At 44.9% G+C, this 14,942-nt stretch carries 12 protein-coding genes; 11 read left to right on the plus strand and 1 reads right to left on the minus strand.

The annotated features are described in order from the left end of the window. The first annotated feature begins 29 nt into the window (after positions 1–29). The 4 genes from B153_RS36810 to B153_RS38040 are packed head-to-tail and all read left to right on the plus strand — an operon-like array spanning position 30 to position 4,538. A complete protein-coding gene (locus tag B153_RS36810) occupies positions 30–1,784 on the plus strand; it encodes a contractile injection system tape measure protein (RefSeq protein ID WP_020598761.1) in 1,755 nt (584 codons plus the stop codon). A gap of 15 nt (positions 1,785–1,799) precedes the next feature. After that, complete coding sequence (locus tag B153_RS36815; RefSeq protein ID WP_020598762.1) at positions 1,800–3,938, plus strand: eCIS core domain-containing protein; 2,139 nt, start codon at positions 1,800–1,802, stop codon at positions 3,936–3,938. A 16-nt stretch (positions 3,939–3,954) separates the two neighbouring features. Continuing rightward, a complete protein-coding gene (locus B153_RS0121265; protein ID WP_020598763.1) occupies positions 3,955–4,314 on the plus strand; it encodes a hypothetical protein in 360 nt (119 codons plus the stop codon). Between the two features lie 17 nt (positions 4,315–4,331). Beyond that, entirely contained in the window at positions 4,332–4,538 is a 207-nt protein-coding gene (locus B153_RS38040; RefSeq protein WP_020598764.1) for a hypothetical protein, read from the plus strand. A 109-nt stretch (positions 4,539–4,647) separates the two neighbouring features. Here B153_RS38040 and B153_RS38285 read toward each other — a convergent pair whose 3' ends face one another. Then, positions 4,648–4,890 carry a hypothetical protein gene (locus B153_RS38285; protein ID WP_211221695.1) on the minus strand — a complete coding sequence of 81 codons (243 nt, stop codon included), beginning with the start codon at positions 4,888–4,890 and terminating at the stop codon, positions 4,648–4,650. Here B153_RS38285 and B153_RS36820 point away from each other — a divergent pair. The 7 genes from B153_RS36820 (at position 4,879) to B153_RS0121300 (ending at position 14,390) form a co-directional block, all read left to right on the plus strand. After that, entirely contained in the window at positions 4,879–8,160 is a 3,282-nt protein-coding gene (locus B153_RS36820) for an eCIS core domain-containing protein (RefSeq protein WP_211221696.1), read from the plus strand. The two genes, B153_RS38285 and B153_RS36820, sit on opposite strands and share 12 nt — an antisense overlap. A gap of 39 nt (positions 8,161–8,199) precedes the next feature. After that, positions 8,200–8,664, plus strand: coding sequence for a hypothetical protein (locus B153_RS0121280; protein ID WP_020598766.1), 465 nt, complete (start codon positions 8,200–8,202; stop codon positions 8,662–8,664). A 25-nt stretch (positions 8,665–8,689) separates the two neighbouring features. Then, positions 8,690–10,447 carry a peptidoglycan-binding protein gene (locus tag B153_RS37780; protein WP_020598767.1) on the plus strand — a complete coding sequence of 586 codons (1,758 nt, stop codon included), beginning with the start codon at positions 8,690–8,692 and terminating at the stop codon, positions 10,445–10,447. 236 nt (positions 10,448–10,683) lie between these two features. After that, positions 10,684–12,069 carry an ATP-binding protein gene (locus tag B153_RS0121290; RefSeq protein ID WP_020598768.1) on the plus strand — a complete coding sequence of 462 codons (1,386 nt, stop codon included), beginning with the start codon at positions 10,684–10,686 and terminating at the stop codon, positions 12,067–12,069. 446 nt (positions 12,070–12,515) lie between these two features. After that, positions 12,516–12,974, plus strand: coding sequence for a hypothetical protein (locus tag B153_RS35595; protein ID WP_211221697.1), 459 nt, complete (start codon positions 12,516–12,518; stop codon positions 12,972–12,974). Then, positions 12,952–13,200: a hypothetical protein gene (locus tag B153_RS37785; RefSeq protein ID WP_157634777.1), complete on the plus strand. Its 249-nt coding sequence runs from the start codon at positions 12,952–12,954 to the stop codon at positions 13,198–13,200. The genes B153_RS35595 and B153_RS37785 overlap by 23 nt, the downstream gene beginning before the upstream one ends. 212 nt (positions 13,201–13,412) lie before the next feature. Next, positions 13,413–14,390, plus strand: coding sequence for a ThuA domain-containing protein (locus tag B153_RS0121300; protein WP_020598770.1), 978 nt, complete (start codon positions 13,413–13,415; stop codon positions 14,388–14,390). The last annotated feature ends 552 nt before the right edge of the window (positions 14,391–14,942 follow it).

Below are 14,942 nucleotides of genomic sequence, written 5' to 3' on the forward strand. Positions count from 1 at the left end.
GTTAGCCGAGTTAAAACTATAGCCAGGTCATGAATCATCACATTCGTACACTCACAGTGGATCTTCGTCTGGCACCGGATTCAGATGCGTTTGAGATTCAGCAGCAGGTCAGCCAATTCTGTCGTCGAGCTATTGAGCCGACAATAGAACCGATTCTTGACGAGTTTAGCGTCGAAAAATCGATTCAAATTGATCGGTTAGAGGTTGACCTTGGAGCGATTTCATTCGATACCCGACAATGGGAGAATCTACTGACAGATGCGTTACGTGATGCCTTGCGCAAATCGATTCAGGAATGGCTCGCAACGGCTCCTGCTGATCGCGTCCAATCGCTGCCTGAATCCGTATTTACTCATTGGCTACACTTCCTGCAAACTGGTCGGCTAGGCTGGAGTTCAAGGAATTTACCTACTGGTTGGCAGATGGATGTACTGGCCATTTTATCCAGCCGACAAGGGGCTATTCGGGAGTTACAGCAATGCCTGAAATTGCATCCGGAAGCACTGCAACGACTTATTCAGCAACATTCGGCCTTGTTTTTAAAGCAAATTATTGAGTGTGCAACAGCGCAACCGCAACAACTAGTATTGACTGGGCTAAGCGAATTGATTCGTGTTGTTGAGCATGTTCGTACAAATCGAGTCCTGGCTCATGAATTGGCCTTACAAGCTTCCAGCGTTCCTTTTTTGGCTGAGCTGAAGCAAGGGGTTTCGCCCCGAAAACTGGAACTATACTTCTGGCACTTCATACTGACGGAAACGATTCTCAGAGCGAGCCAGCCAACCGATGTTGACTTGTTGCAGCACACCTGGCAAGCCTTCTTTGGCACCTTACCCAGACTAACCAATTCCGTTAAACGAAAGAAACGTCAATTCCCGACCTTATCAAAAGTCTTATCGTCAATACGTCAGTCAGATGCACCACCGGGTGAGCCATTGACCGATAAACCTGATAGGAGTGGACAGAATACCCCAACTTCCAGCCAACCAAATACGCAATCTAATCATCCGCTGGAAACACCCAATAATAGTCTACTAACCGATTCGCCTACTACGGAATCTTCGAGTGACACGGATCGGGTTAAGGTAATTGCTCAGAAAGACTATAAGCAGACTGGTGTGGCGCCGGATGCTTCTAATCGGGAAACACGCCCAAGCTCAGCTGAGTCAACTAACCAATCCGAACCAAGTGAGTCTTTTACTAACCTAATTACTTCTTTTAAGTCGGCAGATAAGGAGCAACTAATTAATCAGTTGGATAATTCTGCTGAACTGCTCGAAGGTGTTTTTCTCAATAATGCAGGTATTGTATTGCTCTATCCATTTATCAGCTCCTTATTTCAGCAGGTCGATTATCTGGAAGGGAAGGATTTTAAAGATGAAATCGTCCAACAGAAGGCAATGCTGATGCTCCATTATGCGGCTACTGGTGAAACGAGCACCCTGGAATATGACCTGTTATTGCCGAAACTATTATGTGGCTGGCCGCTGAACCAACCCCTGGACCACACGCTTGGCCTTGATCAATCCGAGATAGACGAAATAAACGAACTGCTGTATGCGACTATTGAACACTGGGGAGCGTTAGGGAGTGCATCGCCCGAAGCCCTGCGCGAAGGTTTCTTACGACGCCCTGGAAAACTCCGCCGACTACAGGGAGTATGGTGGCTGCATATGGAGACGAACACGCTTGATATTTTGCTAGATCGACTGCCCTACACCTGGGGCTTCAATCATATAATGCTCCCCTGGATGCCTGAACTACTACGTGTAGAATGGCGCTAAACTACTTATGAACTAATGAAAGCAGCCCCCAAAACGAGTACAGCCTCCACGCTGCAACGCAAACCCGCCCAACCTTTCTTTGGCAAGGCTGGCAGTGGTACGTTTATGGGCGGTTCGCCGTTTATTCAGGCTAAACTCACCGTTGGCCAGCCCAACGACCCCTACGAACGGGAAGCCGATCGGATGGCCGACCATGTCGTTCAACGATTGGCCCAAACTCCAGCCCCATTCGCTCCTGCTGCTCCATCAGCTAATGACGCATCGACCAGTTCACAGCCACCGTTGATTCAGGCCAAATGTGCGGACTGTGAAGCCGAGGAAAAACTCCACAAAAAAGAAGAGAAGAAAGACGAAAAACCACACCTGCAAACCAAACCTATTTTTGAGACGGGTACGACCGACGAGCAGCTTCAACGCAAGTGTGCTGATTGTGAGGGTGAAGACCAACTCCTTCAGCGTGAGGAAACAGGCTCAGCCGAACCCACCGTTTCGTCTTCGCTCGAAAGTCGGTTAGTGGCCAGCAAAGGTAGCGGTTCGGCCTTACCGGAGGCTGCCCGCCAGCAGATGGAGCGTTCGATGGGGGCTGATTTTTCGGGGGTACGGGTGCATACGGGCAGTTCGGCGGTGCAGATGAGCCAAGAATTAAGTGCCCATGCCTTCACGCATGGTAGTGATATTTATTTCAATTCGGGGAAATACAATCCCGCTTCGACAGGTGGGCAACACTTACTAGCCCATGAGTTGACCCATACAGTGCAGCAGGGGGGAGGAACTGAAGCTATTCGACGAGTTCCTACACGTGGAGCAGGAGGCTGTGGACCGGCTAATTCGGTAGATGAAGATAATAATGGGGCTCGAGGAGCGGGTAAAACGGCGCATGCCCAAATACAAAATTTTCTTCTGCCCACTGTTCTTGGTGAATTACCTATATCAAGAGGCACGAAAGCCAATATGTCTGAAGCAGGTTGTCAAAATACTGGAACTGAACTTGGGTTTGCCGATCTCTTTATACTAGGCATGAATGTAGAAATTGCCGAAATAAAACCATTCCTCGGAGCCAGAAATGGTCAGGCCAAAGAAGAAGCAGAGCATTATATACGTAGAGGTCGTCAATCTATGGAAAGATTTTCGTCCATTGGAGAATGTGGATTACAGGGAGCCGGACAGGACGATAGAAATTTTGCGGCCAGGATAGGTGCTTCATCTAATAGGCCCCCTTCGTTTTATAAGATCAATTCTATTTTGCAAAACGATACCGTAATTGGTCGATTTGATGGAGATCCTACTAGGACCTTGAAGGCTAAATTGGTTGAGCCTGGGGCGGTGGGATATTGGTGCACGGGTACAGGTACTGACACCTATGTATGTGGAGTTTCTCAAAATGAAACCGATGCCTATATTGACAGTGTATTATTGCCGGCTCAGAATCTTATTGATGATCTACTAAAGCGAACAATAGAAGAGCCATTAGATAGCTTAATAGGCTCAATTACAGTAAATAGAGCATTTGGCACCGGCCAGCAATATGCAGGCGGGCTTTTGGGGTCACAGCTTCAGCTTATCAACTCCTATCTACCTCCCGGAGTTACAATAGATCAGCTAATAAACCTTGCACTGACTCATATAAACCCATATGCACATGGAATTATAGTAGGTGCCTTGAGAAGGCTGAAGTCTATTCTTTTGAATGACATGCGAATTGCGTTACGAAACATGCTTCGAGGATTAGTTCAGGAAGCTTTAGCAGCCCTATGTATAGGAGCACCTGTTGTAACGTTTGTTCAATTAATGGAAGAATTGGAACGACGCATACGGGCTATGTCTAGAGAACTGATTCCAGTAATGGTGGCAGCAGCTGCTATGCAGATAGTAGGTGAAATGATGATGGCATTATTACAAGCGGCAGGGCAGGTAATGTCAGATATGATTCAGGCACTTGGGGAATTTTTAGGATGGGTTCTGGATATGCTTATCTCCATCATAGAAATTGTGTTAAGAATTGTGTTGGCTTTAGTCGTGGCTCTGCTTGCACTAGGGGTTTTCATTCTGGCCATAATCGCTATTTTCGATCCTGTTCCTGGTGATGAAACATTACTTGGGGCTATTGCGCTATTGCTCGCACGACTAGTACCTTTAATCTTGGGATTTGCCTGATAAATAGAAAATAGAGATGAAGGAACGATTTAAAAGGTTACCGAATGGAGAAGCTATTGGATTCAGAATTAGTACTCGATTAGGTATTAATCCGTCTCTTGAAAAAGCAGAAGCATATGATGAAGATAGGTTTTTGCATGCATTGAGAAAGTTATTTGGAGAACCAGATCAGCCAGGCGATTCAAGGTTAAGTTATTCAATTCTTGATTTGAAAAATAATGTTGTGTTTGAAGCTTTTTGCGGGCATAGTGCGCCTTCCTATGGAGGAACTATTGCTCATTTTCAAGACATTGGAACAGCTACATTAAAAGCAGAAGTTAAAGAAAGCTTAATGGTTTTTGATAAACTAATTGAAGCAAATAATTCTGATGCATAGTGAAAATTCTCTGATTGATGCAAACTCTCATCCGTCGCCCGATCCATATAGATTTTTCGCAGCCGTTCTTCTCTCCAAATGGACAGGAAATATTCTTTGCGCCCATGGTAGAGGCATCTGGTCATTCGACGAGTGTTCATCAACTGGCTGGTCGAACCATAGGTAACCCCGATAAAATGAAACTGCAGGAAACTGATTTGGATCTGCTCGGAATATTATTGTAGTGGCGGAGGTATGGATGAAAATTACCAATATCTCTAGCAATGGAACACAGACAGAATGGATAATTAGTGTACGATCTATCAGCGATGGAGTGTCTCGAGATAGTAAGATTTATAGCATAACCAGCCTATCGGGAACCGACACCGTCCGATTTTCGGTGACAAGACGTTTACCATGAAAACGGCACCTAAAACGAGTACAGCCTCCACGCTGCAACGCAAACCCGCCCAGCCCTTCTTTGGCAAGGCTGGGAGCGGTACGTTTATGGGCGGCTCGCCGTTTATCCAGGCTAAACTTACTGTCGGCCAACCCAACGACCCCTACGAACGAGAAGCCGATCGGATGGCCGACCATGTTGTGCAGCGGCTCGCCCAATCTCCGACTCCATTTGCTCCTGCCGCTCCATCAGCTAATGACGCATCGATTAACACACAACCGCCCTTGATTCAGGCCAAGTGTGCCGACTGTGAAGCCGAGGAGAAACTCCACAAAAAAGAAGAGAAGAAAGACGAAAAACCACACCTGCAAACCAAACCCATTTTTGAGACAGGTACGCCTGAAGACCAGCTTCAACGCAAATGCGCTGATTGTGAGAGTGAAGAACAACTCCTTCAGCGTGAGCAAACAGGCTCAGCCGAACCCACCGTTTCGTCTTCGCTCGAAAGTCGGTTAGTGGCCAGCAAAGGTGGCGGTTCGGCCTTACCGGAGGCTGCCCGCCAGCAGATGGAGCGTTCGATGGGGGCTGATTTTTCGGGGGTACGGGTGCATACGGGCAGTTCGGCGGTGCAGATGAGTCAGGAGTTAAACGCACAGGCATTCACGCACGGAAATGATATTTACTTCAATTCGGGCAAGTATGATCTCGGTTCAGGGTGTGGGCAGCATTTACTGGCCCACGAGTTGACCCATACCGTTCAGCAGGGGAAAAGTGTACGCCGAAGACTAACAGAACCAGTTAAGCCTACCGTTTCTTCTACGAATATGAGGTCAACTTATTCCGATACTATTCAACGTAGTTGGTTGGGGGATGCTGCTGATTGGGTGGCAGACAAGGGTTCAGACGCTGTATCATCCGTAAAAGATGGAGCGGAGTGGGTAGGTGAACAAGTTGGAGACGGAGCCGCCTGGGTACGCGAACAGGTAAAAAATGGAGCTGGCTGGGTAAAGGATAAAGCAGTAGAAGGCTTTGACTGGGTAGTTGATCGCATAAAAGGATTAATTACATCGGGCAAGGATTGGCTTAATGAAAAATGGATTTATATAAAAGAATTTGCCACGTCTGGATTTGACCAAATAAAGAGTACAGTTGGTGAAGTTGCGACCCTGATCACTTCGCCAATGAGCACCCTGTTTAATGCATTCATGACTATGGATGCCAATTTACTTGGGACAATTTGGAATGTACTAACCGGAGGAGCGACTCAAGTCTGGCAAACCGTAAAAGCTATCACTGACCAAGTTCTGAATATAGGCGCGGGAATGTGGTCAACCGTATCGGGATTTGTGTCATCTTTATTTGATTCGGTCGATTCACTTATTAATAACAGAGCTTTTGGGTTTCTGCCAGAGTCGCTCCAAAATGAGGCACGGAGTCTTTACAATACTATACGCTCTCTTTGGATATCTATCCGTACGTTTTGGACTGATCTTTGGCAGCGACTGACCTCTTTTATTAGAACGATTTTAGCTGCTATTGAAAATTTTGTTAATCAGGTACTTTCTTATGCTATAGGTCGAGTTATAAATATTGTACGGACAACCAAAGAGTTTTATACTCTTCTACAACAAGCAATCGAAGATCCCAGATCTGTTTTAATGCCAGTTATAGAGCCTATTGCAACAACTTTGGATCTGGAAGCTCCAGGAAAATCAAAAGAAGTTGGACAGGATAAACTACAGGAAGCCAATCAAAAAAAGGTACAGCCGTCATCAGTTAATTTTATTCAACGAGCGCCCACAAGTAACCCAGACAACACACGTACTGTAGGCACTTTTGATGAAATAGGAAGGGGTCTTGATAAGAATATAACTCAACTTTGGCGAAGTCTCAATATACGCGAAATGCTTTGGGAGACTTTGGTCAATATGTTTTGGCCACCGGCAACAATACGAGCTATAGGCCATGAATTTTCCGAACTATGGACTAAAGAATGGGCAAACGCGGCTGATAATCTTTTTATGCCACGTAACATTTTTGACGATACATCGGGATGTTTACATGATATATGGTCAAATTTCTTAACCTTATTAGATTTTCCACTGGCCCTATGGCGACGTCTTAATAATGTCGCAATGCTGTTGATGGGCTATGTTACCATATTGCTAATCATTCTTGGAGCTGTTGGAGGATCACTTGCCGGAACAATAATTGGTGGCATTATTTCTGGACTTGCCAGTGTAGGTATTGCGGCACCGGCAGGCGCAGCGGCTGGTGCTGGAGCCGGAGGTCTAGCTGGCGCAGCCGCCGGATTAGCAGCGGCTGGAATGATCGGGAAAGCTCTTTTAGTCTCCTTCCTTTTGGCAGAAGGGCTAACAATAAGCAAACTAATACTCGAACTATTTACAGCCAGACAAACTCAAAAACAGAAGCAACAGGATTATTTTCAAATTGCGAGTAGCTTAATTGCGATTGGTGTTGTTTTAGTATTAGAACTGATTCTTTGGCTAATTTCGTCAGCCATATCTGCACTTGCAGGCCGAATAAAAGGCTTTTTTTCTACGGATCCCAATATAAAAGCTGATGTAGAGCCAAAGCCGACCGATCCGGTTGAAGCAAAAGAAGGAACTTCAAGTGAGGGAAAAGGAGCAGGAGAAGCGCCTAAATTGGAAGGTGAATTAGGTTCAAGAGATGGCCAACGCTCAATAAAAGTTACAGAGAGAGGAGAGATATGGGTATGCGCTTCTCCTTGTGAAAGGATTCGATTAAAATATGAGGCACAGATCAAAGATAATCCTGCACTTAGTGATCGGATAAAAGCCATGGAGGAAGGATATTCTGACTTATCTCCTGAACAGAAGTCGGTGAGAGATACGCAGATTAAGCAACTGGAACAGGAACTTGCCAATGCTAAATTGGCACAGGAAGGTGGAGTTCGCCCCCCTAAGGACATAAAATGGCCACCAGAACCTCCTCAAGGAAATAAACCTCCTATTAATTCGCCTGATGCCGCCGAATGGCGGTATCAGCGATATGCTTATGAAAAGTTTCAACAGGGAGCCGGACCTAAAGATATTCTCCCTCCTGACGAATGGATGCGTAGATACTTTGATCCGGCATCTGAGGGAGGCAGACCTGGCAGACCTGGCGGACCTGAGCAAGTTGCGGCTAAGAATGAATTAGCCAGAGAAGGAATTAGAATTGTTGAAAATGTTGAGTTAGGGGGTAGGTATCCAGACGGAATAGACCCCAAGCTAAATCCACAGGGAGGTAGAAGTTATTTTGAAGTTGGGAAAATGCTGGAGAGTGGGATTCCAGAAGCTAGAGAGCGTATAAAAATTGCGGATGAAATTAAAGCAATGGAGAATAACGACACTGTCACATTCGTAGACAAAACTTCCCCCTCTAAGCGTATAACTTATACTAAAGGAAGTACTCCTGAAAATCCAACATCAAGGACTTTTTAAACACTTTAACATAGTTATTTATTTTTTAGAGTTAAAACAATGGATTATTTTTTAAGAATATTTTGTCAAAATGAAAATCGACTTCCTCCAGAAGAAATTATAGCCTTTGTTAAAGATGGATTCTTTTTTGAGAAAGAACCACTTTTTCTTATACATCAAGAAAATGCTACTGATTGGAAAATTGATATAATTTATGATTCCATTAAAAGCCCGGTAACTATTTCTACCTCAACGAATGATAAGGAGAGTCAGAAAGAGATAGATGAGATAGTTTTTATTTTGTCATTACCTAGCAAAAAAAAGACGAAGGAGATGATCCTACAAATAATTGGAGAAACAAAATTTGTATACACTTTAAAAATCAATCAAGCTGAGATTACAAATGACGGTTGGGAAATGTTAGATACGATTGAATCAATGTTAATGCGCTCTGGAGACGGAATTCTATTTAACTCTGATAATGAATTCTTTGATAGAAACTTAAAAAAGATTTATAAGCTTTGACATCTCTTAGGAGAAAACCTTACTCATGCTAGCCCGCACTCGTCGCCCAAGTCAAATTGTTGCCCCGCAGACGCAGCCGTTTTTCTCCCGAAACGGCCAGGGAGGGTTCTTTGCGCCTATGGCACGAGCATTTGGTCAGTCGGTAAGTGGGCTTCAAACTGAACGAGATACGGGTAAACACGATACCAGGAAACAACAGGATGCCGGACTGGTTATCCAACGGCTACCAGCATTGGAAGCTGTGGGCCAGGCCGAACCGAGCGATAAACATGATCTGACCTCAGCAGCACTCGCTGGCGATCCTATTCTTGAGCAGTGCTTCGATGGTAATCTTGTTGTAAAAACGCCCCATAAAGGTGATCATGTTACCAGACTTCAGAAAGCCCTGATTCGCTTAGGATTTACGTTGCCGAAACATGGAGCCGATAGCAACTATGGGGATGAAACAACACAGGCTGTACGACAATTTCAGAAAGCGGCAGGTATGTCGAGTAGCGAATTGGATGGGCGGGTAGGAAAGAAAACAATCGGGCTGCTCGATCGAAGTTTGCGTAATGATGGAGTGGAACTAGATCCCGATAAAGCCGGTGATGATTTTAAGACAGAAGATGAGGCCCAGGCGTGTCAGGATAAGGAATGCAAAGGGAAGCCAACCCGTGAGAAATGTTCAGATGAGACAACCAAAGGCATAAATAAAGCTGCTGGCGATGCGATTACGATCATTGATAAAGCGTTAAAACAACTTCCTCCTGACGAAGAGCATGTTGACCTGTTCAATCAGATTTTTCGCTTCAATGATCCTGGTACGGTAAAGGCTAAAGCCCAAAAAGTGCGGGAAATTTATGAAGCTATTAAAGCTCATCTTGGCAAGATTCAAAACGATCCGAACCTCTATGAATGTGGCACTTGCTGCGACGGTGGGTGTCGTAGCCGAATCGCTTATCAGACAGGCGGCATTATTGTTTTCTGCCCGTCGGTGGTGGGCGATACCGAGTGCAAGCCCAAAAATGAGTGTAAACCCAAAAAAGATGAACCACCTAAAGAGAAACCTAAGAAAGACGACCCCAAACTGGTTATTCTGCATGAAGTGCATCATGTGGTAGTTCCGGGATCACGCGATAAAGCCTATAATTTTACACGCCTATTTACCCGACTCGATCATAACGAGGCTTTATTGAATGCGGCTTCGTTCCATGTATATGCTGCCTGGGTCGAAGATCCTCAAAACATCGGTGAACGCTCTGAACAACAGATTGGACAGAAAATAAAAGATACCAATTTGGTTAGTGATCCTACTCAAAAAGATAGAGTAGCGCAGGCACTGGCTCATCTGGAAATGTGGTTTGAATTGATTCCCTTCGACTTATCACAAACAATTGTGGGCGTGGAGAAAGCAAACCAAACTGGTCGATATGAGGGCGATGGGCCCGAGGTACGAATGAATTTTATTGGCTGGTGGTTTAACCTGACGCGACCTCCACGCAAACCAACTCAGGACGATATTCAGAAGCTTAAGGCTATTGAAGAGCGACTTAAGAAGATGGAGGATGTTTTTGGTAGTCCTTTCCTGATTTTACCTTCCGATGCGAGCAGTTTCTGGGAACGTGGTCCTGGATCTGGTATTGCAGTTAATGATGAACTATTGCAGTTGGATCTTAATCACATGATTACGGCGCTGCTTCAGGAATTAGTGCATGCTACGCCCACTATTAGTGCCGATAGGGAAGCACTCTATGTCGGTATGATCAACGATCTGCGAAACTTGCGGAATTTGGCTCCTTAGTCAATAAAATAGACTTCAAAATTCATATCTATATGAGCCTATTCAAGTGGTTAAACCAATCTATACGCAGGCGAAAAGCCGTCGAAAGTGAGCCCGAGGATGAGCCAGTAGAGTCGGACAATGAAAGCACTAGCGAAGAGCCACAAGTGACAACTGATGATGTTGGCCCTAAGCGAAAAAGATCAGTACCAGATAGTACTCCTTCACCCCTCCCAGAATCGTCATCCTCAGTAGCTATGAATCCAACTCCCTATTCCCCTGCTAGCCATAAACCTGGAACCTCGGCTCTGGAGAAGGCCGTCGAATACTTTCATAAAGTGGTTCAGCTACGGCTCAATTACAGTATTCGTCCACATGTAAACCACGAGCCTCTTCCCGAATTCTCTGTGCCTAACGATGGGTCCGAATTTGCGAAATTTTTGCTAAAACAAAAGCTAGAGAGAAATGAGTTAATTGTACTGATGACTGCGCTTCTTCCGCATATAGACCCTGGTTTTTATTGGCGGCTCATTGCAGAATATTTTCCTAACGGAGGTGAATTTCCTGAATTTGGTGGCGTAAAAGGCACAAACCATCGGGGTATTTTACCTACTGGCGAAACCGCTTTGTTTATTGCAGCAGGCAACGAAATGCAACAGCGGTTTGACGTACAAAAAATTCTTTCGGGCGATCATTTTATGGTTCGAGATCGGATTGTTTGGCTGGATGATGCACCCGCTGGTGATCCGGCCATCAGTGGAAGATTGTTGATGGCCACGGAGCAGGTCAGCTTGTTTACACTCGGTTACGAGCCATCGCCACAGTTTAGTACCCAGTTTCCTGCTCAGCGAATTGACACAAATTTGACTTGGGATGATCTGATTCTGCCGGGAAATGTAAAACAGCAGCTTGACGAGATTCAGACCTGGGTGGAGCAGGAAGAGAATTTGCGAAATGCCTGGGGAATGCATAAACGGATGAAACCGGGTTACCGGGTACTCTTTTACGGACCTCCTGGTACAGGAAAAACCTTAACGGCTTCTTTATTGGGCAGACATGCAAAAAAGAATGGCGAACAGTTTGAGCGGGAAGTGTATAAAGTGGACCTGTCGATGGTAGTTTCCAAGTATATTGGTGAAACTGAGAAAAACTTAGCCAACCTATTTGCCCGCGCTGAAAACAAAAAATGGATTTTATTTTTTGATGAAGCAGATGCTCTTTTCGGTAAACGTACTGATGTTCGTGATGCTCATGATAAGTATGCCAACCAAGAGGTTTCTTATCTATTGCAACGTATTGAAGAGTATAATGGTTTGATCATACTTGCTTCTAACATGAAGAGCAACATGGACGAAGCTTTTCTGCGCCGATTTAATACGATCATAAAATTCCCACCACCCGACGAGATTGAACGATTACAGATTTGGAAGAATGCATTCCCTACACAAATAGCACTACGTGATAGTGATACTTTTTTTAATAAAGCTGCCAAGTACAATTTGACAGGAGGGAACATTATTAACATAGTGCACTATGTATGTCTAAAAATAGCTTCTGCGAAAACGGATTTTCTGGAAACTGATGCGTTATTAGAAGGTATAAAACGGGAATATGCTAAAGAAGGAAAAATTTTTCAAATGTAACATATGTTACTGATTGGATTGGGCAGGTGGTAAAATTACCTAAATACGGCTTCATATTGCATATTTCTATTCCTGACTTTCTTTTACGATAAACTTAAGTGTCACTTGCGTTGATGAATCTGATGAGATTCGAGCCGGCGTTGCGGTCAAGTAGTTCAATTATACATGTTGCTCCAGCGCCCGAGTGTATCTTCTGACTATGTCATGTTAATAGTGACATTTTTTTGATGGAAGTGCTCTAGTGTAATACTTCCATGAGCAATATAGCGTATATTATTCAGACTCGTCAAGTGTCTTGTACTGATTTTGAACGGGCGTTTTCTGAACGTTGATCGGGTAGGAAGGAAACATGATTCATCCCGAATTTTGTCGGGATGTTAAAAAAGAACCTCCTTTCTTAGTTTTGAGCATCACCACAACGCCAAAACCAGATGAGAGGCCTTTTTATGTCCAGGACATGTCAGCATAATACGGCTTTTCACGCTCTAAAATCAACTAGTGCCGCCTTTTTAGAGGCCAAGGTCCAGCACTATCTCCGCCCCCTGGAAGACAAACTTCTGGAGCAGATTGATAAACGGCTGGTAGCTACCTTCTCAACCCTATTTAAAACCATCCTCCTATTTCGTAACACCAAGATGGGCTTGCTGCTTAGTGAGTTAGGTGGATACATTGCTGGCCATGCGCATGCCCCAGCGGGCACTAAACGCATCAGCAACCTCTTACGATACCCAAAATGGTCGGCCTCCTTAGTGGACGAGTTCTTCTTTGCCAGGGCAAAACAACGCATTGATCAACTAAGGGAGGTGGGCAAACGCCCGCTGCTGTTATGGGATGATAGCCGGTTGGAGAAGCCCGAGATCGGATCGCCGAAGCGGTTGGTTTGTGGAAGGCCTCTGTTCGGTTGAAAGCAGTAAAGGCAAGCGGCTGACCAAGATCAAGAAAGGCTTTTTTAAGCCCCCTTCGGCTCGCATCTGCGTACCAGGCTTTCAGTGGACGGGCGTACTCGTGTCGGCGCTAGGTGAGGTACCCAGTGTGGTGCAGATGAGTTGGTGGGGCACCCGGAGCAAATTGGCCCCCGAACAGGCAATCGGCACCGTAATATTGCGGTGCCGATCTACAGACTTCGTTTAGCCATCGCCAATGCGTTGATGGTCGCTTTTGCCATCACTCAAAATTCGGTATGACTCATGTTTTGACCTTGATCCGATATATTCAGGGTCCAATGGTATTCACTTACTCTAATAGGCGCTAGCTATTAAAGTAGATTCAGCCCATTCCTCGTTTTTTTAAATCAGCTATTCCTCGTTCAATCCTATACGACCCGTATCGCCAAATAAATGCTTATGAAAACCCTGTACGTCCTGATAGTCCTGTTAGCCATCAATAGCCTGGCAACTGCTCAGTCACCTCAAAAAAGTAAAACGAAAATCATTCGAACCTTAATTGTTGACGGGCAGAACAACCATGAACAATGGCCTAAAATTACGTTTATGATAAAACGCTACTTCGAAGAAACAGGCAAGTTTTCTGTCGACGTGAAGCGAACCTATTATACCTGGAACGGAGCTGATTTGATCGATAAATACAAGATCCCGGGAGTTCAGACTACAAAAGCTTTATCCAAAGCCAAAGCCGATTCCAGCTTTCACCCCGACTTCTCGAAGTACGATCTCGTTGTCTGCAATTTTGGTTGGAATGCCGCTCCCTGGTCTGACGAAACGCAGGCCGATTTCGAAAAATTTATCAAAAAGGGGGGCGGTCTGGTAGTGGTTCATGCGGCCGATAATTCCTTTCCGCTGTGGCCTGCCTATAATAAAATGATTGGCCTGGGAGGCTGGGGAGACCGTACAGAGAAAGATGGCCCGTATGTATACTATGACAACGATGGAAAGCTGATTAAAGACCCTCAGCCAGGTCGGGCAGGCTCACATGGGGCTCAACAAGAGTTTCTGATAACCGTCCGCGATCCAAATCATCCAATTACGAAAGGGATGCCCCTGACCTGGATGCATACCAAAGATGAGATGTACGATCGGTTGCGTGGCCCTGCCGAGAATATGACCGTACTCGCCACTGCTTTTTCCTCCAAGGAGAACAGAGGCACCGATCGCAACGAACCTATGCTGATGACCATCAACTATGGGAAAGGTCGTATTTTCCACACCCCATTAGGCCATGTCGATTATTCGGTTGAATGCGTCGGGTTTATCACCGCTTTACAACGAGGTGCTCAGTGGGCCGCTACCGGCAACGTTGATATTCCTATTCCTTCCGATTTTCCAACATCAAATTCGATCAGCAAACGAAATTTTACGGAGTAGAGCCTACAAGCCGACACTACACCCATCTTGCCCGGTTATCCCATGATACAGGCGATCGAAGAAGGGTATATTATCTAGGGACTTTCAGGGAATTGAGCCCCAATCCATGAGTTACTTTATTGAAAATTTTACAAATTACTAGTATATCTATTTTCAAAGTAGCTCCTTATCTCTGATTAAGACACATTAAAAAGCTTGTATGTTGTTTAGCTTTTTAAAATATCCTTTAAACAAAGGAAAATAATTTTGTTTCTTATATACTTATGGTATTAATATTGTTTACCAATAAGTAAGTAGTATAGCAGGCAGTTTACATATATGGTCTTTAACTGTCTTTAAGTGTCTACTTTACACCTTGCAATTAAACAGGCCACACTACTTAGTATGGCCTGTTTCTCTATCTATCTGTTCCTGCTGATGCGACGACTTCAAGCCCGCAAAGCTGATAATCCAATTCGTTTGGGGAGTATAGCTGATTATCTACCGGGTTTAGCTTAAGCCATGATCTTCCAGCTCATTACAGTGTCAGATCTACGACATGCCCAGACATTT

The organism is Spirosoma panaciterrae DSM 21099 (assembly GCF_000374025.1).
Lineage (GTDB): Bacteria > Bacteroidota > Bacteroidia > Cytophagales > Spirosomataceae > Spirosoma > Spirosoma panaciterrae.